The sequence below is a fragment of the Kineosporia succinea genome, from assembly GCF_030811555.1.
In the GTDB taxonomy this organism is placed as follows: domain Bacteria; phylum Actinomycetota; class Actinomycetes; order Actinomycetales; family Kineosporiaceae; genus Kineosporia; species Kineosporia succinea.
The window spans coordinates 2,282,734-2,308,354 of record NZ_JAUSQZ010000001.1; the positions used below are offsets into that span (position 1 = coordinate 2,282,734).

The following is a 25,621-nucleotide window of genomic DNA, read 5'->3' on the forward strand; positions in this document are numbered from 1 at the left end:
CCGTCAGTGCTATGGGGGTTGACCCGGAGGAACAGGTCGAGGTCCTGCAGGCGCGCATCCAGGATCGGCTCGCCGAGCTGCGCGCGATCAGCCAGGGTGTGCGGGTCGGCTCCGGGCTGCGTGAAGGCCTGGGCCAGAGGCGTGAAAGCTCTGCGCCGCAGGCCGATCCGGACGTCGACGGGTACGACGCGTCCGACCGGCCCGAACGCGTCCGCGAGATCGACCTGACCGACGGCATCGACCTGACCGACACCCGGCTCGCCCGCGCCCGGTGGGACGAGCCCGAGCGGCACGACGAGACCGAGCGGCACGAGACCGGGTGGGACCACGAGACCGGGCGAGACCCCGAGGCCCAGTGGGACGACGACTCCCGCTGGGACGACGAGCCCGAGAACCCCGACGACGTGGACACCCCGGACGAGTCGCACGACAGCGACTTCACCGATCTGCGCGAGGGCGGTGACCTGCTCGACGACGAATCCCCCCGGGGCCGTCAGCAGCGTCACCGGGCCCGGCCGGGGCCCGGCCACGATCCGGCGAACGGCACCCCCGACGCCGGCCCGCGCCTGCTCGGCGACAACCGGCCACCCCGCACCACCCTGCAGGACGCGACCGACGCCGTGGTCGCCGCCACCCGCGAGCTGCTCACCTACGAGCGCCGCCTGCCTGTGCTGCTCGACGCCGAGCCCCGGCGTCTGAGCCTGCTCATCGTGCGCTGGTCGGGCGTGGTGTCGGCGGCCGTCGCGGCGTCGCTGATGGTCGCCGCCCTGGTCGGCTGGCTGCCCCGGTGGTGGGCCCTGCCCGGCCTGATCTGCGGCGGCGCGGCCTGGCTGCTGCTGCGTCTACCGGTGCACCCGCCGGGCGACCGGCACGAGACCCTGCGTCCCGGTGCCGTGGTGGCGGCCGCCGGCGCACTGCTCACCGCGATCTGCGCCGCCTCGGGCATGCCGGCCGTCATGCTGCTGCTCGGGATCGTCGCGATGGCCGCGGGCATCTGGCACGTCCAGCAGACACCGGTCCGGATCGGGGCCCTGCCCAGGAGGTTTCGCTGAGTCATGGCCGTGATCAAACCGCGTTCGGCGCCCGACACCGAGCTCCATCACGCCGTCACGCAGCTGCGCAACGACGTCGAGGATCTCGGCGCCGCGATCTTGGACCTGCCCGACCGTCTCGGCTCTCTGAGCTCGTCGTTCGAGGAGGTGCGCGGCACCCTGCACCAGGTCGAAAGACGCTCACTGGAGGCCGAACTCACCACACAGGACCTGGCCGCGATGGTCAAGCGCCTGAACGCCCGGGTGGAGTGGCTGGAGCGCAACATCCGGCTGCAGGCCGACGTGCCCGAGGTCGAGCTCGACGCTCTCGACCGGCGTGAGCTCGAGCTGGCCCAGACCGCCGAGGAGGGGCATCTGGCCAAGGCCGGGTTGCTGCAGGCCGCGGGCCGCTCGTCGCTGGAGGCCGCGGTGAGCTCGCACGCCGCGGCGGTGCAGCAGCACTCGCACCATCGTGAGGTGGTGCTCGGGGCGTGCGAGACGCTGGCCGAGACCCACCGCGACGACCCCCGGCACTCCGAGGCGGCGGAGGAGTTCGAGACCGCCGTCACCGGTATGACCGACGCCCGCATGCGCATGCGCGACCTGGCCGCCCCCGCGCTGGAGGCCGCCGAACTGCTCGCCGCCGACGAGGAGAACCAGGTGGCCGTGGCCGACGTGGTGAGTGACGGGGAGCGGGCCTGGGCCGCCCTGCAGAACCGCTTGCGATCACGAATTGCGGACGCGGTGGGCGGCGGAGCGCTCCTGCCGAGCTGGTTCACGTCGGTGCTGGGGCCGATGCCCGCGGCCCAGGACACCCGGGCCTGGATGGACGTGGCCACCAGCCTGCTCGCCTACCGCGCCACCTACTCGGTCACCGACCCGATCATGGCCCTCGGCGTGCCCCCGGTGGACGGCGAGAACCCCCGCCGCCGGGCCTGGTACCACCAGCTGCGCCGCCAGTTCGGCGACCTGGACCGCGCCGCCACCACCTGACCACCACCAACCACCAACCGACCGCGGCAGCAGGACGCCGCACCCCGGCCACCGGAGTGGCCATCCGAGCGGCTGCTCCCCAGCCCCGGATCGAGCGCTCCTACCCCCGGCGTCCGAGCCCGGCGGGTGCTTCTTCCGGCTCGGTGGCATCTTCTGCCTCCGCGCCGGCCACCGGTTTTCGCGCCACCAGCAGCCACAGCGCCAGCAGGCTCAGCACCGCCCACCAGCTGTACGAGTTCTGCACCACGCGGGCCACGAAGTTCGGCACGTCGTTGCCCGCCAGCAGGTTGGCCCCCCACCAGGGCATCCGGATCCAGAGCAGCACCGCCCCGGCCACCGCCACCGCGACCCGGCGCCGGTCTCGCCCGTCTCCCAGCACCGCGCCGATGACCACCACCCCCCAGTGCATGTGGTGCACCCACGACACCGGCGAGATCAGGTAGGCCGTCATGCCGACCACGGCGACCACGGCCACCGGCTCACCGAGCCGGTCGAGCAGCCGGGCCAGGGGCAGGGCCGCCGCCAGCACCGCGACCACCAGCAGCACGTTGATCACCGTGAAGGCCAGGCTGTCGTCGGGCGGGCCGAGCCGCAGCAGCACGCCGCGCAGCGACTGGTTGGACGTGCCGCCGTTGGGCCCCAGGCGCTCCGGGTCGAGCAGCGCGTCGGTCCAGTAGGTGGCCGAGGCCGGGGGCAGCAGGAACCACGACACGATCGTGACCAGCGCGGCCGTGCCGACCGAGGTGGCCAGCACCTTCCAGCGCCGGGCCACGGCCCAGTGCAGCCAGAACACTCCCGGCGTGAGCTTCACCGCCGTCGCCAGCGCCACCCCCACGCCACTGCCCCCGGCCCACGACCCGTCGACCCGCGAGCGCCGCGTGACGTCCCACAGGCACAGGGCCACGATGACCGCGTTGACCTGGCCGAAGCGCACCCCGTCGGCGACCGGCAACAGCCACACGCCCCCGGCCGCCAGCACCCCCCTGACCAGGCCGGCCCGGTGGGCGAACCGGTTGAGGAAGGGACGGAACGCGATCCCGACCGTCCACCACAGCAGGGCGCACTGCACTCCCGTCCACACCCAGCCGATCACGTGGAAGGGCGCGAAGAGCAACGGGAGTGCGGTGAACGCGGCGAAGGGAGGGTAGGTGAAGGGCAGGAACTGGGGCTGGATCGTGCGCAGGTCGTAGAGCGGGAAACCGGTGACCACGGCCCGGGCACCCTCGCGGTAGACCTCGAGATCGACCTGCCAGTTCTCACGGGGGTAGGTGACCAGGTAGTGCCAGGCCAGAGGGAAGGCCGAAGCGGCCAGAACGAGGACCCCCAGCAGCAGCCAGGGCCCCGCGCGGCGCGGTGATTCAGCCTTGTTCACGGAACAGATTGTTGCGTGCCCCTCCGACAAACTCCTTACCTCCCTGTTCAGAGGCCCTCTCCAAGATCAACTGGCAGCTCTGCGTGACGCCCTCGCGAACCAGGCGGACAGCCGATGGCCAATACAGTGACCGGGTGAGATTCGGACTGCGGAGACGATGGGCGGCCCTCGGCGTACTCGGAGCGGTGATCACCGCGACGGCCTCGGCCGGCACCACGACGGCAGTCGCCGCCACGGGAGCCCATCGGGCCGCGCAGACCGACACCACCACGTCCACCGCTGCCACGCCACCCGTCCGATCCACCGACCCCACGGAAACCGTCGCGCCCGGCGCGACCACACCGTCCTCAAGCACCCCGAAGGTCGAGAGCACCGACACCGCGGTCGAGGGCCCCGTCGTGCTCCTCGGCACCGGCGGCCTGCGCTGGACCGACGTGGGCGACGACCACCCGGCCCTGCAGGACCTGCTCGCGACCGGCTCGAACGGCTGGCTCGCCGTGCGCAGCACCCGCAGCACCACGTGTGGCGTCGACGGCTGGCTGGCGATCTCGGCCGGTGCCCGGGCCGGCGACGCACCCGCCTCGCCGGGTGACGCGGTCTGCCGCGACCCGCAGCTGACCGTCACCACCCCGGGCAGCGTCGGCAGCGTCGAGGAGTGGACCCGCTACGCCGACCAGGCCGAGCGCGACGCCTTCGACGCCCGTCCCGGCCTGCTCGGCGACACCCTGGCCGCCGCCGGCCGGAGCAGCGCGGCGGTCGGCCCGGGAGCGACGGTCGCGCTGAGCACCACCGAGGGCACCGCCCCGCACGTGTACCCGGGCAGCCACAGCGACGCGTCCGGCATCGGCGACCCGACGGTGCTGGCCGCCGACGTCACCTCGGCCCTCGCCGAGGATCCCGACCTGCTGGCCGTCGATCTCGGCGACATCGTCGACCCGGACGAGCCCTACGAGAACCGGCCGGACCCGACCGGCGGCTACGACCGTCCCCGCGCCGAGCAGGTCACGGACGTCGAGAAGAGCCTCGAGGCGGTGATGACCGCGCTGCCCGCGAACGCCACGGTGATCGTGGCCTCGCTGGCCGACTCCGGCGACCGCTCGATGCTGCGCCTGCTCGCGGCCTCCGGCCCGGCCCCGGGCGGTGGCAGCTACGGCGACTCACTGCTGGGCAGCTCCTCCACCCGTCAGGACGGCCTGGCCCAGACCACCGATCTCTTCCCCACCCTGCTCTCGGCACTCGGCGTGAAGACGCCCGACGCGGCCGTCGGCTCGGTGGTCAAGCCGGTGCGGGCGGGTATGAGCGACACCGACCGCGACCGCAAGCTGCTCGACCTCGACCAGGCCGCGATCGCGGTGAACCCGATCGTGCCGAAGTTCTTCATCGGCCTGGTCGTGGGCCAGATGCTGCTCTACGCGGCGGCCACGCTGATCCTGCGCAAGCAGCCCGACGACCGCACCCGCCGGATCCAGCTGCTGACCTGGCTGCGCCGGGTCGCGGTGGTGTTCGCCTGTGTTCCGGCCGCGACCTTCCTGGCCAACCTGGTGCCCTGGTGGCGCAACGACCACCCGGGCCTGACGGTGACCGGCGTGGTGCTGCTGTTCGTGATCCCGATGGCCCTGATCGCCAACCTCGGCCCCTGGAAACACGCCCTGCTCGGCCCGATCGGCGCCGTCGGCGGCATGACCATGGCGGTGCTGGGCACGGACGTGCTCACCGGCTCGCACCTGATGCTCTCGAGCATGATGGGGCTGCAACCGGTGGTGGCCGGGCGGTTCTACGGCTTCGGCAACCCGGCGTTCTCGGTGTTCTCGACCGGCGCCCTGCTGCTGGCCGTCGCGCTCGCCGACACCCTGGTGCGCCGAGGGCGTAAGGGCCTGGCCGTGCTCGCGATCGCGGTGATCGGCGCCGCCGCCACGATCATCGACGGCATGCCGGGCTGGGGCAGCGACTTCGGTGGCCCGCCGGCGATCATCCCGGCCTTCGCCGTGCTGGCCCTGCTGGCCTACGGCGTGAAGATCAGCTGGCGCCGCGCCCTGGCCATCGCGGCCGGCACCATCACCGTGATCGTGCTGCTCAGCGTGCTGGACTGGCTGCGCGGCCCGGAAGACCGCACCCACCTGGGCCGCTTCGTGCAGACCGTGGTCGACGGCGGCGCCTGGCCGGTGCTGCGGCGCAAGGCCGAGCAGAACCTGCGCATCCTGTTCACCTCGTACCTGAGCTGGATGCTGCCGTTCGCCGTGGCCTTCGTGGTGCTGGTGCTGGCCCGTCCGGTGGCCTGGGGCGTGCGGCCGCTGCAGATGGCCTACGACCGCTCGCCGGTGCTGCGCTCGGGCCTGATCGCGTTCGCGGTGCTGGTGATCATCGGTTTCGCGATGAACGACTCCGGCGCCTCGATCGTGGCGGTCTCGGCCACCGTGTCGCTGCCCCTGCTCATCGCCGCCAGCGTACGGGCGATGGAGCTGGCCGAGACCGATCCACCGGCCGCCGAGGTGGCGGCCGCCACGGCCCGGAGCTAGGCCTTCTTCGGCGCGGCGGGGGCGGCCTTGCGCGTTTTCGGGCGGGGTGCGGGCACAGCGGTCTCGGTGCTTGAGGACGCGCCGGTCCCCCGGGCGGCCACGGTCGCCTTACGGGGCGCGGCCTTACGGGGCGCGGCCTTGGAGGGCGAGGGCGCGGCCGATGCGGTCTCGGCCGATACCGTCTTGCGCGGGGCCGCCTGACGAGGCGTGGTCTTGCGCGCCGTGGCCTCGCGGGCTGTGGCCTTGGCAGGTGTCGTCGCGGCCGATGTGGCCCTGGCGGGCGCCGTCTTTCGCGGCGCGGCCTTGCGGGGCGCGGCCGGCTCGGTAGAGGTGGCCTCACGGGGCGCCGAGGGCTTGGGGTTCTTCTGGGCCGGGGCCTTCTTCGCCGGGGCTTTCTTGGCGGCGGAGGCCTTCTTCGCCGAAGCCGTCTTCGCGGCGGGGACCTTCTTCGCGGCGGGGACCTTCTTCGCCGGAGCCACCTTCGCGGCGGAGGCCTTCTTCACCGGAGCCGTCTTCGCGGCGGGGACCTTCTTCGCCGGGGCCGCCTTAGTGGCCGCCTCAGTGGCCGCCTTGGTGGCCGTCTTGGTGGCCGTCTCAGTGGCCGCCTCAGTGGCCGTCTTGGTGGCCGTCTTGGTGGCCGAGGCCTTGCGCGCCGCCGGAGCCTTGGCAGCCTTCTTCACCGTCTTGCGAGCGGGCCGGCGAGCGGGCTTGCGGGTGGGTTCGGGTTCAGAGGCGACCGGAGCGTCGTCCACCGACCCCGCGTCCACCGACCCCGCGTCCACCAACCCCGCGTCCTCAGGCACCGCGTCCTCAGGCACCTCGACCGCGGGCACCTCGCCCGCACCCGAGCCGACACCGCGCCAGAACGTCAGCGTCGCCCCGCCGGCCTCCTCCACGAACAGCCCGCCGTTGGCGGCGTACGACGACAGCAGGTCGCGCAGCTCGGCCTCGAAGTCGTCCAGCCGGTCGCCGAAGAGGTGCGGCGCCGAGTACGAGAGCGAGTACACCGAGGCGACGATCTCGTCCACCGTGCGCACGCGGGTGGTGGCGTAGGGCACCTCGATCACCTCGGGCTCGGCGAAACCGGCGGCCGCGAACACGTCACGCTCGGTGCCGAACGCCTCGACCGGCCGCAGCCCCGAACCGGCCCGCAGCTCCTCCCCCAGGTAACGGCTCACCAGCTCGCGCACCTCACCCCAGGGCGGCTGCGGGAAACGCAGCGCGGTGCGCGGCGTCGAGCCCGTGCCCTTGTCGGTGATCGCGCCCAGATGCACCACGGCACCGCCCGGCTCGAGCATGCCGGCCACCGCGCGGGCCACCGTCGCCTGGTCGAGCCAGTGGAACGACAGCGCGAACGTGATCACCCGGAACGGGCCGAGATCACCGGGAAGCTCTTCGGCACGCATCGTGCGCCACGAGACCGACTGCGAGCCAGTGTTTTTCGCCGCGACCTCGATCATGCCCGGATCGGCGTCGATACCGATTGCCTCGGCGAACGAACCGGCCAGCGGGATGGTCAGTGAGCCCGGACCGCAGCCGATGTCGAGAAGACGGCCCGTGCCGTCGAGCGCGAGCGCCTGCCGGATCGCCCGCACGACGCCCGGCGGGTACGGCATCCGGCCCCGGTCGTAGTAGTCGGCGCTGCCGGAGTAGAGCGACGGATCCCATTGCCACACGGTCATTCCTGCAATCTCATCATCCGGCCGAGCCGGAGTCGAATCTGCTCACCGACGACGAGGGGCCACGCTGCTCTGCCTCATCCACTGTCCCGATCTCACCTGACCACCGGAAATCCTTCCAGCGCAAGCAGGTCCAGACGAACACCGCCAGAACGACGGCAAGCTCCAGCCAGGGCGCCACGGCCCCGCGGAAACCCAGGGTGATCTCTCGTACCGGTTCGGACATCCCGACCACCCGGCCCGGGACATAGGCCAGGACCAGCACGAACAGGCGGGCCAGGAGCGCGCCGTCGAGCAGGGTCGGAGCGAGCAGCGCCAGCGGTGCCCACACCATGCAGTCGTACCACGGCAACGAATAAGTCGTCGTCAACAACCAGCCCACGCCCAGTGCGAGTGCGGCGCGGGCCATCGAGGAGGTCTCGGCGCCGGCCGTCGCGGCGGCCACCGGCCCGAGCCGGCGCAGCAGGAGCAGCCCGAGCACCCCGGCGAGCACCAGGGCCAGCGGACCCAGCACACCGCGCAGGCCCGAGCCGAAGACCGGGTCGAGCAGGCCGGTGACCAGGTGCCAGGGCGTGGCGAACGAGACCTGGCGGCTGGCCTGCTGCAGCCGGTCGTAGGTGTGCACACCGCTCCACAGGTGGGCGGGCACCACCACGACCAGCCCGCCGACCGCCATCAGTCCCAGGTGCCGGGCCAGCGGGCCCCAGGGGCGGTGTCGCAGTCCCCAGACGATGGCCAGGGCGAACAGACCGATGGTGATCTTGCTGCTGACCGCGGCGCCCATCAGCAGCCCGGCGAGCAGCGGCCGGTGGGACGCCGCCGCGAGCGCCCCCACCGCGAAGGCCACCGCGATCACGTCGAGGTGTCCCCCGAGCACGACCTGGCCGAGCAGCAGCGGGTTCAGCGTCCAGACCACCCAGGTGCGGGCCCGGGCCGAGGGGTCGTGGCGGGTGAGCCGGTCGAGCACCAGCGCGACGGCCAGGAAGGCCAGGCCGCAGATGATCTGCCAGGCCCAGACCGTGAGCCGCAGCGAGTCGCCACCGACCCACACGGCCAGCACCTGGGCGGCGGTCGAGACCGGGCCGTAGACGCTGGGGGTGTGCTGCCAGGGCGGCTGGATCGCGCCCGCGACCGGGTCGGTACCACCGCGCCAGGTGCCCGGGTCGACCACGTAGGGATCGTCACCGGCGGCGGCGATGCGGCCGTAGGCCAGGTAGGAGAGGTGGTCGGCGGAGCCCAGCGGGGGCAGCACGGTGAACAGGAGCACCACCGAGACCGCCGCCAGGGCGACGGTGCGGGGCCGCAGGTCGACACCCCGCAACCCGCGCCAGACGGTGACCGCCCCGAGCACCGCCGCGAGCGCGAGCAGCACCGTGACCAGCCCGGAGCTCGGGCCCAGGCCCAGGTCCCAGGACGGGTACCAGGTCGCCGGGCCGAGCCCGGGCACGGCGGCGGAGTCTCCCGCGACGGCGACCCCGGCCAGCAGCAGCACACAGAGCGCACCGGCCCAGCGGTAGAGCACGGGTGCCTACCCTCCGAGAGCCTGGCGGACCACCTTCGAGGCCGGCCGGAACACCTTGTTCACCGCGGGCACCCGGCGGGTGCGGCGTTCGGCCAGGGCCAGCCACACGTCGCGGTACTGCCCGGCGCGGTGCAGCTGACCACGCAGGTCGGAACCGGTGACCCGGTGGTGCAGCTCGCACGGCACCTCGATCACCCGGTAGCCGGCGTTCAGCACGTCGATGGTCAGGCCGGTCTCGACGCCCCAGCCGATCGCCAGCGGCTGAGCGGCGTCGAAGGCGGGGCGGCTGATGCAGCGGGTGCCCGACAGCGGCTGCGTGGCCGTCCAGCCGGTGGCCTGGCGGATGCCCTTGCGGGCCAGACGCACCACCTTGCCGCTGCCGCCTCCGGCCGTGGCCTGCGGCGGGATCAGCGAGATGGTCATGTCGGCCTCGCCGGCCAGCACGGGCTCGACGATGGTGGACGTGGCGGCGGCACTCGCTCCCAGGTCACCGTCGATGAACAGGAGGGCTCGGGGCGAACCGGCGTCGAGCACCGCGGCCCGGGCCGCGCCCGTCTCCATCGCGGCGGCCTTGCCCCGGTTGACCTGGTGACTGACCACCTGGGCCCCGGCCTCCGCCGCGATCGCCGCGGTCTCGTCGCCGGAGCCGTCGTCGACCACGACCACCAGGTCGGCGCCGGGCAGGGCCAGCGCGGCCCGCACGGTCGCGGCGATGCGCTCGGCCTCGTCCTTGGCCGGGATGATCACGGCCAGGCCGCCGGGTCGGCCGGGGTTCAGGTCTGCCACACCGGTAGAGGCTAGGCGGTGACCGGTACCGCTGGGAATCCGGGCGGCCGGCTGTTCACCGCCCGGATTCCAGCGGGGTCAGCGCAGGGTCACCTGACGCGACACCACACCGGCGCGCACCCGGCGCTCCTCGGCCGTCAGCGGCTCGGTGCGGGCCATCGCCTCGCGCAGCCGCTCGCCGAAGGCCACGATCGGCTTCTCCAGCTCCTCCGGCTCGGTGTCGTCGGCGAGGTCCCAGACCGGCACGATCAGGCCGCAGGCCCGGAACGAGCCCACGTACCGGGACCCGTCCACCAGCGCGGACTCACCCGCGGCGTGCAGCCGGGCGATGCCGTCGAGCACCTCGGTCTCGTCGTCGGTCAGGACCCAGCGCAGGTGGCGGCGGGCGCCCATCTGCACCCAGTACGCGGCGTCGACGGACTTCAGGCGCTTGGTGGGCACGGCCGCACCGTTCGCCTGCTCGAGCGACTCACGCACCTCGGGGGTGAGCTCGTTGTCCGCGGCGAACCAGAAGTCGAAGCCCTCGTGCACGGTGACGTCGAAGCCGCCGGACAGGTCGAGCACGTCCTGCAGACGCGGGCCGGGACCGGGCAGGTCGCTGTCGTCGACCGGGTTGCCGGGCTCCAGCTCACGGGCCTTGAGCAGCGCGGCGGCCAGGTCGCGGCTGGCGTCGCCGGAGCCGCCACCGGTCTGCAGGCCGAGCAGCACCTCACCGTCGGCGCGGTGCAGGGCCGGCCAGGCCATCGGCAGGATGGTGGCGATGGTGACGGTGCCGCCCCCGAACTCGTCCTTCACCGGCACGACCGCGGTCGCCGCCGGCACGATCTCGCGCATCGCGACCCAGTCGCGCTCACCGGCCAGGCCCTCGAAGGGCCGGATGACGACCTTCATCGCCTCGATCCGGGCGGCCCGCCCGTGACACGCCTTGTACCGCTTGCCCGAACCGCACGGGCAGTCCTCACGACCACCGACGACCGGGATCTCACCGTCCACGACGGCGGCGGGGGCGGATCCGGTTCGGCGCTGCTTCTTTCCCATGACCGGCGAGCCTAGGACATGCCCCAGTGATCGGAAGGCTCGATCACGTCGTCTAGGGCTTGCTAGCTCTGATGCTAGACACGTTTAGATTCCACTCGACCGATGGCCCCTCCGCACGCAAGGATGCCGCACCACGACCGTACGACCACGGGGGAACCATCGTGAAGGGTCTGCACGACCACTGGGTCGAGATGCCGGAATGGCAGCCGGGCCGAGAACTCTGGGCGTTCTACCTGACCTTCGCCGATGCTCACGCGCTGCACGCGCGGGTCGCCCGCGACCAGGCCGCCCTGACCCGCGTCCATCATCTCGACCCGATCCCGCGCCCGCGGCTGCACCTGAGCGTGCAGGGGATCGCGTTCCGCGACCTGGTGCACGACGCGGAGATCGAGCGGCTTGCGGACGTGGTGCGCGAGGCGGTCTCGCGGCGTCCCCTGCCGCGGTTGCTGGCGGGGCCGGCCGCGAACGACTACGACGCCGTGAGCCTGCCGGTGCAGCCCGCGGCCGAGATCGTGGCGCTGCGCGACCTGGTGCGCCTGACCGCCTACGACCTGATCGGGCCGGAGCGGATCTACCAGTTGCCCGAGTCCGAGAGCGGTTTCGTGCCGCACGTCAGCATCGCCTACTCCAGTGCCGAGATCAGCGGCGAGGAGCTGGCCGCCGGGCTGGAGCACACCAGCCCGGAGACCACGGAGATCGACGTGCGCCACCTGTCGCTGGTGGCCCTGCGGCGCGCCAACAGGGCCTGGTCGTGGCAGCGCGAGGTCCGGCTGCCGTTCGCCCAGGCCACCACCGTCTAGACGGACACGAGCATCGAGTCGAGCGTCTTCATCGTCTCGGCGGGCTTGTTGGTGATGATCACCGACGCGCCGGAGTCCAGGCACACACGCACGTGCTCCGGCGTGTCGACCGTCCACACGTGCAGCTCCCGGCCGCGGGCGCGGATGCGCTCGCCCAGACGCGGGTCGCGGGCCAGCATCTCCACGTCCGGCGCGATCGCCACCCCGGCGGGCACCTGGCCGTCGATCACCGTCATGGGCATGCGCCGCTCCACCAGGTAGACCAGGGGCAGCGTGGGCGTGAGGGCCCGCATGCGCCGCACCGCGAGCGCCGAGAAGCTCATCATCCGCACCGGAGAGGGTTTCTCCGGGGTGTGCCGGTCCCAGCCGAACTCCTGCAACAGCCGGGCCAGCTTGCGCTCGACCAAGCTGCCGTAACGGGTGGGGTGCTTGGTCTCGATCGCGATCTGCACCGGGCGATCGAGGTCGGCGATCACGGTGAGCAGCTTGCGCAGCGTCAGGAGGTGCGAGCGGTCGGAGTCCTCGACCACGTCGGGCACCTCGTCGCCCGGATCGCCGCTCTCGCGCGACAGCTTCTTCCAGGATCCCCAGTCCAGGCCCTCGAGCTGCGCGAGCTCGAGCGTGGAGACGATCCCGGTGCCGTTGGAGGTGCGGTTCACGGTGCGGTCGTGGACGCACACGAGGTGACCGTCGGCGGTCAGCCGGACGTCACATTCGAGAGCCTGGGCGCCGAGATCGAGGGCGCGCAGATAGGCCGCCAGTGTGTGCTCGGGCTCTGTGTCACTCGCCCCACGATGCGCGACGACCTGGGGCCTCAGCGAAGTCACGCGAAAAGGTTGCCACACGAACGGGCGCTCGGAGGGGCAGAATCGGGCGAGTTGTGGGAAGAGCCACGGATGCTCGCCGGACGTTTGCCGGAGCGTCGGAATCTGTCACACCGGCGTTCCCGGCCGGTCACCTGACCGACCGGGAACCACCGACGTCACACGGTCTTACGAGGTCTTACGGGGTGGAGCTCAGGCCTTCTTGTTGGCCTCGATCTCGAGGACGAGCTTGACCTTGTCCGAGATCAGGAAGCCACCGGTCTCGAGGGCGGTGTTCCAGGAGATGCCCCAGTCGCTCCGGTTGATGGTCGCGGAGCCGTCGAAGCCGGCCTTCTGCACGCCCCACGGGTCGGCGGCGAGACCGTTGAACTCCCACTTGATCTCGACCGGCTTGGCGACACCCTTGATGGTGAGGTCGCCGACCAGGATCAGGTCGTCACCGTCGAGCTTGGCCGAGGTGCTCTTGAAGGTGATCTTCGGGTTGTTGTCGGCGTCCCAGAAGTCGGCCGAGCGCAGGTGACCGTCACGCTGGTCGTTGCCGGTCTGGATGCTGGTGGCGTCGATCTCGAGCTCGGCGCTCGAGGCCTCCGGGTTGGCGGCGTCGATGACGGCGGTGCCCGAGAAGGAGGCGAAGTGGCCACGGGTCGTGGAGACCATGGCGTGCTTCACGGCGAAGCCAACGGTGCTGTGGCCCGGGTCGATCTCCCAGGTGCCGGTCAGCTCAGCGGGGAAGTTGCTCATCAAGAACCTCACAGGACGTCGGTGGGCCTCGCGGCCCGGCGGGGGTGGAGCGGCGTTGCTGGTTGAACCCTAGATGATTCAACGTTCACCTAACCAGTCCGGCGCGGATTAATTCCCGCTCTTGGCCGAACGGCCACCTCTCCGGTCGTCTCGGATGCCCATGAGCCCGGGTTAAGCGTCAGGATCTATCCATGACCGTCGCTCCCGTCCGTCCTCCTTCGTCACCCCGGTTGGCCGGCAGCACCGAGGCCGACGAGCGCCGCCGGGTCGCGCTGCGGCGGATGAAGACCGTCGCGACCACGCTGCTCGCCGTGGCGGCGGTGATCTACGTGGCCACCCTCAAGCAGGACGGCGTGCTCGGTTTCGTGAACGCGGCGGCCGAGGCGGCGATGGTCGGCGCCCTGGCCGACTGGTTCGCGGTGACCGCCCTGTTCCGTCACCCGCTGGGCATCCCGATCCCGCACACCGCGCTCATCCCGACGCGGAAGGACCAGATCGGCGAGAGCCTGCAGGAGTTCGTCGCCGACAACTTCCTGTCCGAGGACATCGTGCGGGAGAAGGTCGGGCAGGCCGAGGTGACCCGGCGCATCGGCAGCTGGCTGGCCGAGCCGGAGCACGCCGAGCGGGTCGGGGCCGAGCTGTCCACCGCCGGACACGGCGTGCTGAGCGTGCTGCGCGACGACGACGTGGCCGCGATGCTCGAGCAGGTCGTGGTGCCGCGGGCGGCCGACATCCCGCTCAGCCCACTGGCCGGTGGTCTGCTCGACGGGATTCTCGACGACGGTGCCCACCGCCGCCTGGTCGACCTCCTGCTCGACGAGGGCCGGTCCTGGCTGGAGGCCAACTCCGACCGGATCATGCTGCTGGTCACCGAGCAGGCCCCGGGCTGGACCCCGCAGTGGGTGGACAACCGCATCGCCCGGCGCGTCTACGACGAGCTGCACCGCTGGCTCTCGGAGGTCGCGGCCGACCAGCAGCACCCGGCCCGCCAGGCGCTCGACGACCTGCTGCGCCGCCTGGCCCGTGACATGCGCTCCGACCCGGACACCCAGGCCAAGGTCGAGGCGATCAAGATGCGCCTCCTCGAGCACCCGGAGCTGCGCAGGGCCACGATCGCCCTGTGGTCGACGGTGCGCCGGATGCTGCTCGAGGCCCTCGCCGACCCGCAGGGTGAGCTGCGCCGCCGCATCGTCGACGCCCTCACCGACCTGGGCAAGCGCCTGTCCACCGACCACGCGCTGCAGGCCCGTCTCGACACCTACGCCCAGGACGTCGTGGGCTACGTGGTGCGCAACTACGCCGGTGAGCTGGCCACGGTGATCAGCGAGACGGTGAAGCGCTGGGACGCCGTGGACGCCTCGAAGCGCATCGAGCTGCACGTGGGCCGTGACCTGCAGTTCATCCGCATCAACGGCACCGTGGTCGGGGCCCTGGCGGGCCTGGTGATCCACACCTTCACCCTGCTGATCAGCTGACCCCCGAGAGCTTGAGGATGGGGCTTTCTATGTCTCTCTAACGAAAACTCTAGATAGATCGACCAGGCAGCCGACGCGTCTTCAATCAGTAGCCTGACGCCGGAGGTAACGCCCGAAATGCGGCACGGTGAAAGCGATCCGGCCGCGCTCACCGGAGTAGATCAGGCCCTTCTTGATCAGCGAGTCGCGGGCCGGCGACAGCGACTGCGGCTTGCGGCCCAGCACCAGCGCGATCTCGGAGGTGGACACGCCCGCGTCGCCCATCGACAGACCGGGCGGCAGATCGGCCGAGACGTCGGCCATGGCCCGCAGGTACTCCCGCTCGGCCGGGGTGGCCCGCTCGTAGCGGGAGCCGAAGAAGCCCACCGCGAGCTCGGCCTCGGCCTCCGGGGCGGCCACTTTCACGTCGTCGGCGGTGATCGGCGTGCGCGGCGCGACATCCCACGCGCCCTTGCCGTAGGCCTGGATGAAGTACGGGTACCCGGCCGTGACCTCGTACATCGCGGCCAGGGCCTCTTCGGTGAAGTCCGCACCCTCTTCCTGTGCGGGCGAGCGCAGGGCCCGGGCGGCGGCCTCCGGATCGAGCCGGTCGATGCGGGCGTAACGAAAGAGCCGCTCGGAGTAGGACTTGCTGGCCGAGAGCACCGCGGGCAGGTGCGGCAGACCGGCACCGACCACCACCAGGGGCAGACCCTGCTGACCCAGCTCGTGACAGGCCGCGCAGAGCGCCGAGACGTCGTCGGGCAGCAGGTCTTGCATCTCGTCGATGAACACCGCGATGCCCCGCCCGGCGCCGGCCGCCACCCCGGCGATGTCGGTGAACAGCTCGACCAGGTCGATCTCGATGTCACCGGAGTCGGCGCGGCCGGGCACCGCGGGCACGTCGATGCCGGGCTGCCAGCGGTCGCGCAGGGTGGTCTTGGTCTTGGCCGGAACCTCTTTCAGCGCAAAGGATTTCAGGATCCCCAGCACATGGCTGGTGTCTTCGCGGTTGGCCGGGGCCAGCTCCCGCACGGCCTGATGCAGGGCGGCGGCCAGCGGACGGCGCAGAGGGGTGTCGGGCCGGGCCTCGAGCTTGCCCGTCCCCCACTGCTTGCGCACCGCGGCCGAGCGCAAAGCATTGAGCAGCACGGTCTTTCCGACGCCGCGCAGGCCGATCAGCACCAGGCTGCGTTCGGGCCGGCCCCGGCTGATGCGTTCCAGCACCACGTCGAAACTGTCGAGCTCGGTGTCGCGCCCCGCCAGCTCGGGCGGCCGCTGCCCGGCACCGGGGGCGTAGGGATTGCGCACCGGATCCATCATCAGAGCGTATCCGGGTGTCTACGCTCTGGCCTAGAACCAGCAATAGCGTTTTATGTACGTTTTACCCCGGCGCCCCGCCCTGAACCGCCCGGCCTCAGGCCACTCGGTCCAGGGCCGCGCGGAGGGTGCCCGGACCCATCACCCTGGCCTCCTCGGGCAGGCGCGCCCGCAGCCCCCGGTCGGCCGTGGCCACCAGAGGCACCCGGCCGGCGGCGACGATCTCCTCGGCCAGCGCCACGATCGTGCTGTCACCGTCGGCGGTGGCCCGGACGACCTCGACCGGTTCGGGTGCACCGGCCCCCTTGGCCTTACCCTCCACGACGGCGAGAATCCTGGTCAGGTGCCGGCCTTCGAGCTCGGTGAGCGCCGCGAGCTCCCCCATCAGCCGGGTGGCCGCACCCAGCCGGTCGCGCCACCAGCCGTCCGGCCGGCTGCCCATCACGTTGGCGACGTCGACCACCAGGACGACCTCAGTCATCAGTCATCGCAGAGGGCCCGGGCCGTGGTCAGGATGCGCTGCTGCGTGAGCTGCAGGTACTGCGCGGCCGGACCGGGCGGGAGGGGACTGTCCTTCGCCGTCACCCGGGCCAGCCGGCCGTCGAACCCGGCCTCCAGCACGCCGGTCACCAGGGCCTCGGAAACCCCTCCGCCGGAACGGGTCTCGTCGACGATCAGCAGGTGACGGGTGATCGATGCGGCGGCGACCACGTCGTCCACCGGCAGGGGAGCCAGCCACCGCAGATCGACCACCCGGCAGCCGATGCCCTCACCTTCCAGCTCGGCCGCCGCGCGCATGGCCATGCGTAAACCGTTGCCGTAGGCCGCGATCGTGAGGTCGTTGCCGGCACCGTGCACCACGGCCCGCCCGATCGAGGCGTGCAGCGGACCCCACTCGGCGGGCGGCGCGTAGGGCGCGAGCCAGCCGCCGTCGCCCTCGGAGACCACGTCGTTCTCGTGGTAGAGCGCCACCGGCTCGAGCATCAGGCTGACCGTGCCGTCGGCCTCGGCCGCCGCCAGGCAGGTGCGCAGCAGCGGCGGGGCCTGCGAGGGGTGCGAAGGTGCGGCGATGACCAGGCCGGGGATGTCGCGCAGCCCGCCGAGCGCGTTGTCGACGCCGATCGCCCCGCCGAAACCGTCGTGGTAACCCAGGCCGGGCACGCGCAGCACCATCGGGTTGCGGTAGGCGCCGTTGGAACTGAAGGCCAACGTGGCGATTTCGGAGCGCAGCAGCTCTTCGGCGGCGTGCAGGTCGTCGAGGCCGAGCTCGACGATCGGCAGCTGCCCGCTCACCGCCGCCCCCATCGCCAGGCCCAGGATCGAATGCGCGTGCGGGGCGGTGTCGGTGACCTGCCCCGGGCCGAGCTTCTGGAGCAGGCCCCGGGTCACGCCGTGCAGACCGCCGGCCCGGGCCACGTCGCGGCCCATCACCACCACGCCCGGGTGCGCGATCGCGGCGTCGAGCAGGGCCCGGTTGATCGACTCGGCCAGGGTGAGCGGGCCGTCTTTCTCGGGGAGCTTGCCGCCGAAGGCCTCCTCGCGGCGGCCGCCCACGGCGTCGCGGGCCGCGGCCATCCCGACCACGGCCGGGCGGCGCTTCGACAGCGGGGCCATGACCTCGGCCGAACTCATGGGACGGGCCCGGTGGGTGGCGTCCTCCAGCGCGGAGGCGACCCGGTCACGGAGAACCAGCAGCCGGTCGGCGACCTCGTCACCGGTCATCACACCGTGCCGGACCAGGGCTTTCATGGTGGCGACGAGCGGGTCGCGCTGCAGGTCGGCGCGGATGCGGTCGTCACGGCGGTAGCGGCGCTCGTCGTCGGCCCCGCTGTGGCCCCCGATGCGCACGCAGGTCAGGTGCAGCAATACGGGACGCCGGTGGGCGCGGGCCGTCTCGACCGCCCGGCGGGCGGTGGCGAAGAGGGTGGACGCGTCGCCCGCGGTGTCGGCGTGGAAGTAACGCAGACCCTCGCGGGTGCCCAGCATCGAGTGGATCCAGCCGGGCGGGCTGGAGGTGGAGTAGCCCAGCGAGTTGTCTTCGCAGACCAGCAGCAGGGGCAGTGGCACGCCCTGTTTCGAGGCCCAGCAGGCGGTGTTGACCGCGCCCAGCGCGGTGCCGTGACCGGCGGTGCCGTCGCCGAAGCTGGCCACCGCGACCGCGTCGGTGGGCCAGTTCAGCCGGATGGAGCGACCTTTGGAGCCCTTGGCGCGGCCGATGGTCCAGGCCAGGCCGAGAGCACGGGGGAGGTGACCGGCCGGGGTGCCCGGCGAGGGCAGCACGGCGACGTCGGGATGGGCCGGGGTGGGGCGGCGGCCGCCACCGGCGGGCTGCTCGACGTTGCCCGCCAGGCCGTGGGCGACCGCGGCGATGCCGTCGTCGAGCCCGGCCGAGGCCAGGCGGGCAAGGTAGAACGCGGTGGAACGGGTGTGCAGCAGGGCCGGGTCGTTGCTGCGCAGCGCCATCGCCACGGCGGCGTTGCCCTCGTGACCGGCACTGGCCACGGTGAACGAGCCCAGCCCGGCCGCGGCCATCCGGCGCGCGGCCACGTCGAGCCAGCGGCTGGCGGCCTGGGCCTCGAAGAGATCGGCGAGGTCGGCGCGCAGGGCCTCGAGCGGGGCCTCGTCGTCGGTGCCGTCGACCGGGACGAGGACGTCGTCGGGGGTCTGCAGCGGAGCCGGTGCGGTCTGCTCGATGTCGGCCAGCCCGGCCAGCACCGGGCCCAGGTGGTCGACCAGCTCCGCGCCCGGTCCGGGCTCGCCCAGGTCGGTGATCGTCCGGAGCGGCCCCTCGTCAGCGAACCGTGGGTGCTTCACCGGTCTCGCTCACCATGTCGCGGCCGGTCGCCTGCCAGGCGCCCATGCCGCCGCTGACGTTGACGGCGTCGAAACCGTTCTGCTCGAGCCAGCCGACGGCCCGCGCGGAGCGGCCCCCGGACCGGCAGATCACGTAGAGGTCGCCCTCCGGGAGGTCGCCGGTGCGGGCGGGAAGCTCGGCGAGGGGGATGTGGAGCGCGCCGGCGATGTGCCCGGCCTCCCACTCGTCGATCTCGCGCACGTCGAGGATCGAGGCCTCGGCGGGCACCTGCGTGGGATCCACCGAGGGAACCTGCGGCGGGAACATCAGTACCTCCTGGGGGCTGTCGGGTTCGTTCATCCTCTCAGGCCGGTAGCGGTATCCGGCACGTCGAGGGTGGCCTGTCGGCGGAGTGTCGGAGCGGCCCCTGGGGTGATCGGCGGACACCCCGGGTCGAACGACGGGACGCACCAGGGCAGAACGGCGCCGCGCGTCGGGCAGAACGGCGGAGACAACCGGGCAAAACCCGACACGGAACCGTGCCGCCACCGCACGCGTCCAAGACCCGTACGCAGACAAGCCGAGACCGAGGCCTCACGCACGAAAGGATGCGACCGTGGACCTTCACCGATTCGCCCACCGGGCCCAGCCTGAACGCTTCCGGCGCCCGGCCCCGACGCGACGCGCCCTGCCGGCCGCCGCCCTGCTGACGGTCGCGCTCGCCGGTCTGAGCGGGTGCGGCTCCGACTCCCCGGAGGACACCGTGACCCCCCAGGACGCACCGAGCCCGAGCACCGACCTCACCGTCACCGTCGTCGACGGCGAGAAAACCACCTGGACCCTCACCTGCGACCCGGTGGGCGGCACCCACCCCGACGCCGCAGCCGCCTGCGCCGCCCTGGAGAAGAACGGCGAGCAGTCGCTGCCCCCGGTCGCGGCCGACCAGATGTGCACCCAGATCTTCGGCGGCGAGCAGACCGCCACGATCACCGGCACCTGGAAGGGCGAGAAGGTCGACGCCTCGTTCAGCCGCACCGATGGCTGCCAGATCTCCCGCTGGGAAGCACTGGCCCCACTGCTCCCGAGAACTTCCGGCGCTTAGGCCCCATTCGTACCTGAAAAGCCTCACCAGTAGCCGATATCGAGCGTGAACGGCCTGAAAGAGGTGTTTTCACGCCGCTACTGAGGGCATATGGTTGCTCACACCGAGTGGGGGCCGTCCTTGCTCCGGATCAGTGGGGGCACCATGTCCAAGTCCCGGGCGGCGAGCGGGCTCGCCGTGGCCGCAGCAGTTTCCGGCCTGCTCGTCGCACTGCCCGCGGCATCGTCGTCGGCCGCGGCCACCGACTGCCCGACGGCGTTCCCCACCGCCGACGCGGTCGACGGGGTGAGCGGCACCGGCTACACCGTCGAGCGGGGCACCACCCCCGACAGCTTCACCGCCACGGTGCTGGGCCGGGTGAACGACGGCATCGCCCCGGGCATCGACATGATCATGGCCGAGGTCGACTCACCGGCGCTGCAGCGGGCGGGTGGGGTCTGGGCGGGCATGTCCGGCTCCCCGGTCTACGCCGCCGACGGCCGGCTGATCGGCTCGATCTCCTACGGCCTGGCCGCGTCGACGAAGATCGCCGGCATCACCCCGGCCGCCGACCTGCTGTCGCTGCGCACCGTCTCCGGCGCCTCCCGCATCCGGGTCTCCGACGCCCGGGCCGCCCGCCTGGCGAGAACCGGCGAGGTGTCGAAAGCCCTGGCCGCCAAGGGTTTCGAACGGCTCCCGGTGCCGGTCAGCGCCTCCGGCCTGGCCACGCGCAACACCGGCCGGTTCCTGAAGAGCATCGCCGCCGGCAGCGGCACCGCCGTCCGCTCGGGTGGAGCCCGCATCGCTCCCCGGGCCACCGCGTCCGCCAGTGAGATCTTCGCCGGGTCCAACTACGCGGCGGCCCTGTCGTACGGCGACGTCTCACTCACCGGCCTGGGCACCACCACCTACGTCTGCGACGGCACCGCGGTGGCGTTCGGCCACCCGTTCCTGGGCACCGGCAAGGTCGAGTTCAGCGTGCACCCGGCCACCGCCGTGCTGGTGCAGCCCGACGCCACGAACGGGCCGTTCAAGGTCGGCAACGCGGGCGGTGTGGTCGGCACGGTCACCCGCGACAGCACGCTCGGCCTGCGCAGCACCCTGGGCGAGACCCCGCCGCACGAATACCCGATCACCACCTCGTTCAAGAACGCCGGGGGTGCGACCGTCACCGGCACCACGGTCGGCGTCTACCAGCCCTACGCCGCCGACATCGCGGCGCTGCACCTGCAGAGCGCGGTCTCGAAGGCCCTCGGCAGCCAGGGCGGCGGCTCCACCGCCGTCACGATCACCGTCAAGGGCACCCGGGCCGGCGGCAAGCCCTTCACCCTGACCCGCAGCGACCACTTCGCCGACGCGTCCGACATCGGTTACACCACCGCCGACAGCCTCTACTTCCTGCTGCTGCCGCTGGTGAGCCAGAGCTTCGAAGACGTGAACATCACCGGCATCTCGGTCACCGGCACGGTCTCGAGCGACGTGAAGCAGTACCGGGTCAGCAAGGTCGAGGTGAAGAAGCAGGGCAAGTGGGTGGCCCTGCGGGGCGAGCAGCGCGTCAGCGCCGGCGGGGTGGTGCCGCTGCGGGCCACGCTCACGGCCTACCGCAGCAGCAAGACCGTCACCGTGCCGGTCACCGTGGCCGTGCCGAAGAAGACGAGCGGCTACGTCGGCACGCTCACCCTGTCCGACGGCCTGTCCAACAGCACTGCCGAGAGCGAACCAACCTCTCTCGACAGTCTTTTCAAGCAGCTGCGGGCCACTCCCCAGAACGACTCGGTGGTCAGCCGCATCGACCTCGACACCCCCACCGGCGGCTCGGTCAGCAGCACCCGGGCCACGCGCCTGCCCGGCAGCGTGACCACCTACACGCAGCTGGTGTCGCTGGCCGTCAAGTAGCACCCACCTCGAGAGGGCCCCGTCCCGGTCGGGACGGGGCCCTTTTCGTCAACCTGGCCGGTTTCGGCCGGTGGCCGATCACTTCAGCAGTCGGGACATCCGCCGGTCGGCGAGGATCTTGCCGCCGGTCTGGCAGGTGGCGCAGTACTGCAGCGACGAGTCGGCGAACGACACCTCGCGCACCACGTCACCGCAGACGGGGCACTTCTCGCCGGTGCGGGCGTGCACGGCGAGCCCCTGGCGCTTGGCGTCTTTCAGCTCCTTGGCGGGCTTGCCCGCGGCCGCCGCGATGGCCGAGCGCAGCGTGCCCTGCAGGGCCTCGTACAGGGTGGCGACCTGCTCGTCGGTGAGTTTGGAGGCGATCGCGAACGGCGACGTGCGGGCTGCGTGCAGCACCTCGTCGCTGTACGCGTTACCCACGCCGGCAATCGTGCCCTGGTCGCGCAGCAGGCCCTTGATCTGCTGGTTCTTGCCCCCGACGATGCCCTTGAAGGTGTCGAGGGTGAAGTCCGCGGACAGCGGATCGGGCCCCAGCGTCTTGATGCCGGGCACCTCACCGGGTTCGCGCACCACGTAGATCGCCAGGCGTTTCTTGGTGCCCGCCTCGGTCAGGTCGAAGCTCGGGGTGGAGTCGTCGTCGGGTGTGTCGAGGTTCGGCGAGAAGCGCATGCGCAGGGCGAGCGGGCTCTTGCCGGGCTTGAGGGTGGTCTTGGGGGCGGTGTCGTTCCAGCGCAGCCAGCCGCCCCGGGCCAGGTGGAAGATCAGGTGCAGACCGTCGGCGTCCACGTCCAGGAACTTGCCGTGCCGATCGACCTTCGTGACCGTCAGCCCCTGCAGCGCCGAGGGTTGCGGGTCGTAGGTCTTCAGGGCGCTGATCGCGCCGATCTCGACGCCGTCGACGGCGCGGCCCACCAGGCGCTCTCGCAGGAATCCGGCGAGGGCCTCGACTTCCGGCAGCTCAGGCACGCGTTCCAGTCTGCCTCGGGTCGGGCCGCGCGGCCACAGTTTCGTGAAGGTGCCGATGGCGGACGTGGTGGTGCCTCAACCTTTCGGGTTCGCCTCGGTGTTCTCACCGGTGGGGACGCCTCCCGGCCGAAGGTCGGGGGTGGGCGGGCTCTGTCCGCGCGCTCAACATGAGAGCCCTCTCATCCGGCTCTCATGTCCTCTCATTCTTCTCCCATCACGCTGGCAGCATGGGACGACGTCATCTGCTGATCACCGCCGTGCTGCTGGGCGCCGCCGGGCTGGCCGTGCCCGTGGTCGCGGCCGCTTCCACGAGCGCCGCGGGTCCGGGTGAGCAGCTGGGTCCCGCCGTGGTGGCGAGCCTCGACGCCGAGGCGCCGGGCGTCGTCCCCACCCCGAAGGACGTCACCGCGTCCAGCACCCCGGTGGCCACGCCCGACGCGGAGAAGGACGAGGCCGACGACGGTGACGACCGGGCCGACCGGGTCGCCGTCCCCGCCCCGCAGAACGCGGGCGACGATGACGACGAGAACGAGCCCGACGAAGACGAGCCGGACGAGGACGAGCCCGACGAGGACGGTGACGACGACTCCGACGACAGCGATGATGACTGACGATGACCGTCCCGACCTCGCCACTGCCGTCCGGCGTCCGAGCGCGTCCGGCGCGCCGGACGTTCCGACGTCCCACCATCGGCGTGCGCACCCGCATCCTCGCCACCGTGCTCGTGCTCACCGCACTGGGCATGCTGGGGGCCGGCACGAGCATCGTCATCATGCAGCGCAACGCCCTCGACGACCGGGTGAACTCGGCCCTGTCCACCGAGGTCCAGGAGTTCCGCGACATCGCCCAGCCCGCCTCCGGCACGCCCACCGACCCGAGCACCGGCAAGGCGTTCACGTCGGTGGCGTCCCTGCTGCGCTCGGCCATCCAGAAACAGGCCCCCGACCGCGACGAGACGTTCCTGACCATGGTGGACGGGCGTCCTCAGTTCGTCCCCAGCAGTGAGCGGTTCGTGAACCTCGAGGAGGAGCCCGCGCTCGTGGCCGCCGTGGCGGCCCTCCGGTCCGACGCCCCGGTCGAGCTACGCGAGATCGAGACCCGCGCCGGGCGCATCCGCTACGCCGCCGTGCCGGTCTCGGTCGAGGGCAGCAACACCGTCGGCATCTACGTGGTGGCCCAGAGCCTCGAGCGCAACCACCAGGAGATCACCCAGATCGCGCAGCGCTTCGCCGTGGTGTCCCTGGCCTCGCTGGTGGTCGTCGGACTGGTCGGCTGGGTGGTCGCGGGCCGGCTGCTGCGTCCCCTGCGCCAGCTGCGCACCACCGCCGACCGCATCTCGCACACCGACCTCACCGAGCGCCTCGAGGTCACCGGCAAAGACGACGTCAGCGAGATCGCGGCCACGTTCAACCACATGCTCGACCGGCTGGAGCACGCGTTCCGCGCCCAGCAGGAGTTCCTGGACGACGCCGGCCACGAGCTGAAGACCCCGATCACCATCATTCGCGGGCACCTGGAACTGATGGCCGCACACGACCCGGCCGACGTCGAGGAGACCCGCGCCCTGGTGCTGGACGAGCTCGACCGGATGGCCCGCCTGGTGCAGGACCTGATCCTGCTGGCCCAGTCGAGGCGTCCCGACTTCGTGCGCCGCGAGCCGGTGGCCGTCGACGAACTGATGACGGACGCACTCGACAAGGCGGTCGGCCTGGCCGTGCGGGACTGGCGGCTCGACGAGCAGACCAGTGCCTGGATCGACGCCGATCCTCAGCGCATCACGCAGGGCCTGCTCCAGCTCGCACACAACGCGGTCAAGTACACGACCGAGGACCAGGTCATCGCCTTCGGGAGCCGGTCGACGGGGGACGTGGTGGACCTGTGGGTGCGTGACACCGGTTCGGGGGTGTCCGAGGAGGACGCGCAGCGCATCTTCGAGCGGTTCGGTCGAGGGGGCGACTCCCGCCGGATCGAGGGATCCGGGCTGGGCCTGGCCATCGTCGGCGCGATCGCCGCCGCTCACGAGGGCAGCGTCGCCCTCACCTCACCGCCCGGGCAACCGGGTGCCGTCTTCACCCTGACTCTCCCCCGGACGCCCGTTCCCGCGTCCGCGACAACGATCCCCATCGCACAGGAGGTGCCGTGAACCGGATCCTGGTGGCCGAGGACGAGGACCGCATCGCCTCGTTCGTCTCGAAGGGCCTGCGCGCCGCCGGTTTCACCCCGACGGTGGTCGCGGACGGCGTCAGCGCCCTGGACTACGCCTGCACCGGCGAGTTCGACCTGCTGGTGCTCGACATCGGGCTGCCCGGCCTGGACGGGTTCGAGGTGCTGAAGCGCCTGCGGGCCGAACGCAGCACGATGCCGGTGATCATCCTGACCGCCCGGCAGTCGATCACCGACACGGTGGCGGGACTGGAGGGAGGGGCCGACGACTACATGTCCAAGCCCTTCCGTTTCGAGGAGCTGCTCGCCCGCATCCGGCTGCGGCTGCGCGAGGACCCGCGCGAACCGGAGCTCACGGTGCTGACCCACGGCGGTCTCGCCCTCGATCTGCGCAGCCGCCGGGCCGCCGTCGAGGGTAGGACAGTTGAATTGTCCGCACGGGAGTTCGCGCTCGCGGAGACGTTCATCCGACATCCTGGACAGGTGCTGAGCCGCGAGCAGTTGCTCAGCCACGTGTGGGGTTACGATTTCGACCCGGGCTCCAACGTGGTCGACGTCTATGTCCGTTACCTGCGCAAAAAGCTTGGTGCGCAATGGTTCGAGACCGTTCGAGGGATGGGTTACCGACTCGTCGAGGTGGTTTGA

The 25,621-nt window shown here is 71.8% G+C and carries 22 protein-coding genes; 10 read left to right on the forward strand and 12 right to left on the reverse strand.

Annotated elements, in window-relative coordinates; genetic code table 11:
- Window positions 1-11 precede the first annotated feature (11 nt).
- Together J2S57_RS10080 and J2S57_RS10085 are read left to right on the forward strand one after the other, a co-directional pair.
- Window positions 12-1,052 (forward strand): hypothetical protein, encoded by a 1,041-nt coding sequence (locus J2S57_RS10080; RefSeq protein WP_307240879.1) that lies wholly within the window; start codon window positions 12-14, stop codon window positions 1,050-1,052.
- Between the two features lie 3 nt (window positions 1,053-1,055).
- Entirely contained in the window at window positions 1,056-2,024 is a 969-nt protein-coding gene (locus J2S57_RS10085) for a hypothetical protein (protein ID WP_307240881.1), read from the forward strand.
- Between the two features lie 100 nt (window positions 2,025-2,124).
- Here J2S57_RS10085 and J2S57_RS10090 read toward each other — a convergent pair whose 3' ends face one another.
- A complete protein-coding gene (locus J2S57_RS10090) occupies window positions 2,125-3,396 on the reverse strand; it encodes a glycosyltransferase 87 family protein (RefSeq protein ID WP_307240883.1) in 1,272 nt (423 codons plus the stop codon).
- Between the two features lie 134 nt (window positions 3,397-3,530).
- On the opposite strand from J2S57_RS10090, the gene J2S57_RS10095 reads away from it, so the two are divergent.
- The gene (locus J2S57_RS10095) at window positions 3,531-5,912 is read left to right on the forward strand and encodes a hypothetical protein (protein ID WP_307240885.1); all 2,382 of its coding nucleotides are present in this window, start codon (window positions 3,531-3,533) and stop codon (window positions 5,910-5,912) included.
- On the opposite strand, the gene J2S57_RS10100 is transcribed toward J2S57_RS10095, so the two are convergent.
- From J2S57_RS10100 to J2S57_RS10115, 4 genes are all read right to left on the reverse strand, one after another.
- Window positions 5,909-7,594, reverse strand: coding sequence for a class I SAM-dependent methyltransferase (locus tag J2S57_RS10100; protein WP_307240887.1), 1,686 nt, complete (start codon window positions 7,592-7,594; stop codon window positions 5,909-5,911). The genes J2S57_RS10095 and J2S57_RS10100 overlap by 4 nt on opposite strands.
- A 13-nt stretch (window positions 7,595-7,607) precedes the next feature.
- Window positions 7,608-9,113 (reverse strand): polyprenol phosphomannose-dependent alpha 1,6 mannosyltransferase MptB, encoded by a 1,506-nt coding sequence (gene mptB, locus J2S57_RS10105; RefSeq protein ID WP_307240889.1) that lies wholly within the window; start codon window positions 9,111-9,113, stop codon window positions 7,608-7,610.
- Between the two features lie 6 nt (window positions 9,114-9,119).
- Complete coding sequence (locus tag J2S57_RS10110) at window positions 9,120-9,890, reverse strand: glycosyltransferase family 2 protein (RefSeq protein ID WP_370882614.1); 771 nt, start codon at window positions 9,888-9,890, stop codon at window positions 9,120-9,122.
- Window positions 9,891-9,977: 87 nt separating this feature from the next.
- Complete coding sequence (locus tag J2S57_RS10115) at window positions 9,978-10,937, reverse strand: DUF5926 family protein (protein WP_307240893.1); 960 nt, start codon at window positions 10,935-10,937, stop codon at window positions 9,978-9,980.
- Window positions 10,938-11,098: 161 nt separating this feature from the next.
- On the opposite strand from J2S57_RS10115, the gene J2S57_RS10120 reads away from it, so the two are divergent.
- Window positions 11,099-11,737, forward strand: a complete 639-nt coding sequence (locus J2S57_RS10120; RefSeq protein WP_307240895.1) for a 2'-5' RNA ligase family protein — start codon at window positions 11,099-11,101, stop codon at window positions 11,735-11,737.
- On the opposite strand, the gene J2S57_RS10125 is transcribed toward J2S57_RS10120, so the two are convergent.
- A complete protein-coding gene (locus J2S57_RS10125; protein WP_307240897.1) occupies window positions 11,734-12,564 on the reverse strand; it encodes a glycerophosphodiester phosphodiesterase in 831 nt (276 codons plus the stop codon). The two genes, J2S57_RS10120 and J2S57_RS10125, sit on opposite strands and share 4 nt — an antisense overlap.
- A gap of 189 nt (window positions 12,565-12,753) precedes the next feature.
- Window positions 12,754-13,302: a YceI family protein gene (locus J2S57_RS10130; RefSeq protein ID WP_307240899.1), complete on the reverse strand. Its 549-nt coding sequence runs from the start codon at window positions 13,300-13,302 to the stop codon at window positions 12,754-12,756.
- Window positions 13,303-13,493: 191 nt separating this feature from the next.
- Between J2S57_RS10130 and J2S57_RS10135 the strand changes: the two genes are divergently transcribed.
- Window positions 13,494-14,777: a DUF445 domain-containing protein gene (locus tag J2S57_RS10135; RefSeq protein ID WP_307240901.1), complete on the forward strand. Its 1,284-nt coding sequence runs from the start codon at window positions 13,494-13,496 to the stop codon at window positions 14,775-14,777.
- Between the two features lie 81 nt (window positions 14,778-14,858).
- Here J2S57_RS10135 and J2S57_RS10140 read toward each other — a convergent pair whose 3' ends face one another.
- The 4 genes from J2S57_RS10140 to J2S57_RS10155 form a co-directional block, all read right to left on the reverse strand.
- Window positions 14,859-16,076, reverse strand: coding sequence for an ATP-binding protein (locus J2S57_RS10140; protein WP_307240903.1), 1,218 nt, complete (start codon window positions 16,074-16,076; stop codon window positions 14,859-14,861).
- Window positions 16,077-16,173: 97 nt separating this feature from the next.
- On the reverse strand, window positions 16,174-16,557 hold the full coding sequence (locus J2S57_RS10145; protein ID WP_307240906.1) for a hypothetical protein: 384 nt from the start codon (window positions 16,555-16,557) through the stop codon (window positions 16,174-16,176).
- Window positions 16,557-18,890 (reverse strand): transketolase C-terminal domain-containing protein, encoded by a 2,334-nt coding sequence (locus J2S57_RS10150; RefSeq protein ID WP_307240908.1) that lies wholly within the window; start codon window positions 18,888-18,890, stop codon window positions 16,557-16,559. Before J2S57_RS10150 ends, J2S57_RS10145 begins: the two co-directional genes overlap by 1 nt.
- Window positions 18,868-19,230 carry a rhodanese-like domain-containing protein gene (locus tag J2S57_RS10155; protein ID WP_307240910.1) on the reverse strand — a complete coding sequence of 121 codons (363 nt, stop codon included), beginning with the start codon at window positions 19,228-19,230 and terminating at the stop codon, window positions 18,868-18,870. The genes J2S57_RS10150 and J2S57_RS10155 overlap by 23 nt, the downstream gene beginning before the upstream one ends.
- A gap of 256 nt (window positions 19,231-19,486) precedes the next feature.
- Between J2S57_RS10155 and J2S57_RS10160 the strand changes: the two genes are divergently transcribed.
- Entirely contained in the window at window positions 19,487-19,972 is a 486-nt protein-coding gene (locus J2S57_RS10160) for an SSI family serine proteinase inhibitor (RefSeq protein WP_307240912.1), read from the forward strand.
- 144 nt (window positions 19,973-20,116) lie between these two features.
- A complete protein-coding gene (locus tag J2S57_RS10165; RefSeq protein WP_307240914.1) occupies window positions 20,117-21,847 on the forward strand; it encodes a hypothetical protein in 1,731 nt (576 codons plus the stop codon).
- 78 nt (window positions 21,848-21,925) lie between these two features.
- Here J2S57_RS10165 and J2S57_RS10170 read toward each other — a convergent pair whose 3' ends face one another.
- Window positions 21,926-22,813 carry an Fpg/Nei family DNA glycosylase gene (locus tag J2S57_RS10170; RefSeq protein WP_307240916.1) on the reverse strand — a complete coding sequence of 296 codons (888 nt, stop codon included), beginning with the start codon at window positions 22,811-22,813 and terminating at the stop codon, window positions 21,926-21,928.
- Between the two features lie 227 nt (window positions 22,814-23,040).
- Here J2S57_RS10170 and J2S57_RS10175 point away from each other — a divergent pair, with 227 nt between their 5' ends.
- Genes J2S57_RS10175 through J2S57_RS10185 form a run of 3 tightly spaced genes read left to right on the forward strand, consistent with a single transcriptional unit; the run spans window position 23,041 to window position 25,621 of the window.
- The gene (locus tag J2S57_RS10175) at window positions 23,041-23,424 is read left to right on the forward strand and encodes a hypothetical protein (protein WP_307240918.1); all 384 of its coding nucleotides are present in this window, start codon (window positions 23,041-23,043) and stop codon (window positions 23,422-23,424) included.
- A gap of 2 nt (window positions 23,425-23,426) precedes the next feature.
- Window positions 23,427-24,956: a sensor histidine kinase gene (locus J2S57_RS10180; protein ID WP_307240920.1), complete on the forward strand. Its 1,530-nt coding sequence runs from the start codon at window positions 23,427-23,429 to the stop codon at window positions 24,954-24,956.
- Window positions 24,953-25,621 carry a response regulator transcription factor gene (locus J2S57_RS10185; protein ID WP_307240922.1) on the forward strand — a complete coding sequence of 223 codons (669 nt, stop codon included), beginning with the start codon at window positions 24,953-24,955 and terminating at the stop codon, window positions 25,619-25,621. Before J2S57_RS10180 ends, J2S57_RS10185 begins: the two co-directional genes overlap by 4 nt.

What these genes read in the sequence shown, in the direction of transcription:
- J2S57_RS10115 (WP_307240893.1), bottom strand. Translation starts at nt 10,937, where the DNA reads ATGGGAAAGAAGCAGCGCCGAACCGGATCCGCCCCCGCCGCCGTCGTG.
- J2S57_RS10100 (WP_307240887.1), bottom strand. Translation starts at nt 7,594, where the DNA reads ATGACCGTGTGGCAATGGGATCCGTCGCTCTACTCCGGCAGCGCCGAC.
- J2S57_RS10155 (WP_307240910.1), bottom strand. Translation starts at nt 19,230, where the DNA reads ATGAACGAACCCGACAGCCCCCAGGAGGTACTGATGTTCCCGCCGCAG.
- J2S57_RS10085 (WP_307240881.1), top strand. Translation starts at nt 1,056, where the DNA reads ATGGCCGTGATCAAACCGCGTTCGGCGCCCGACACCGAGCTCCATCAC.
- J2S57_RS10135 (WP_307240901.1), top strand. Translation starts at nt 13,494, where the DNA reads ATGACCGTCGCTCCCGTCCGTCCTCCTTCGTCACCCCGGTTGGCCGGC.
- J2S57_RS10140 (WP_307240903.1), bottom strand. Translation starts at nt 16,076, where the DNA reads ATGGATCCGGTGCGCAATCCCTACGCCCCCGGTGCCGGGCAGCGGCCG.
- J2S57_RS10130 (WP_307240899.1), bottom strand. Translation starts at nt 13,302, where the DNA reads ATGAGCAACTTCCCCGCTGAGCTGACCGGCACCTGGGAGATCGACCCG.
- J2S57_RS10180 (WP_307240920.1), top strand. Translation starts at nt 23,427, where the DNA reads ATGACCGTCCCGACCTCGCCACTGCCGTCCGGCGTCCGAGCGCGTCCG.
- J2S57_RS10175 (WP_307240918.1), top strand. Translation starts at nt 23,041, where the DNA reads ATGGGACGACGTCATCTGCTGATCACCGCCGTGCTGCTGGGCGCCGCC.
- J2S57_RS10080 (WP_307240879.1), top strand. Translation starts at nt 12, where the DNA reads ATGGGGGTTGACCCGGAGGAACAGGTCGAGGTCCTGCAGGCGCGCATC.
- J2S57_RS10145 (WP_307240906.1), bottom strand. Translation starts at nt 16,557, where the DNA reads ATGACTGAGGTCGTCCTGGTGGTCGACGTCGCCAACGTGATGGGCAGC.
- J2S57_RS10165 (WP_307240914.1), top strand. Translation starts at nt 20,117, where the DNA reads ATGTCCAAGTCCCGGGCGGCGAGCGGGCTCGCCGTGGCCGCAGCAGTT.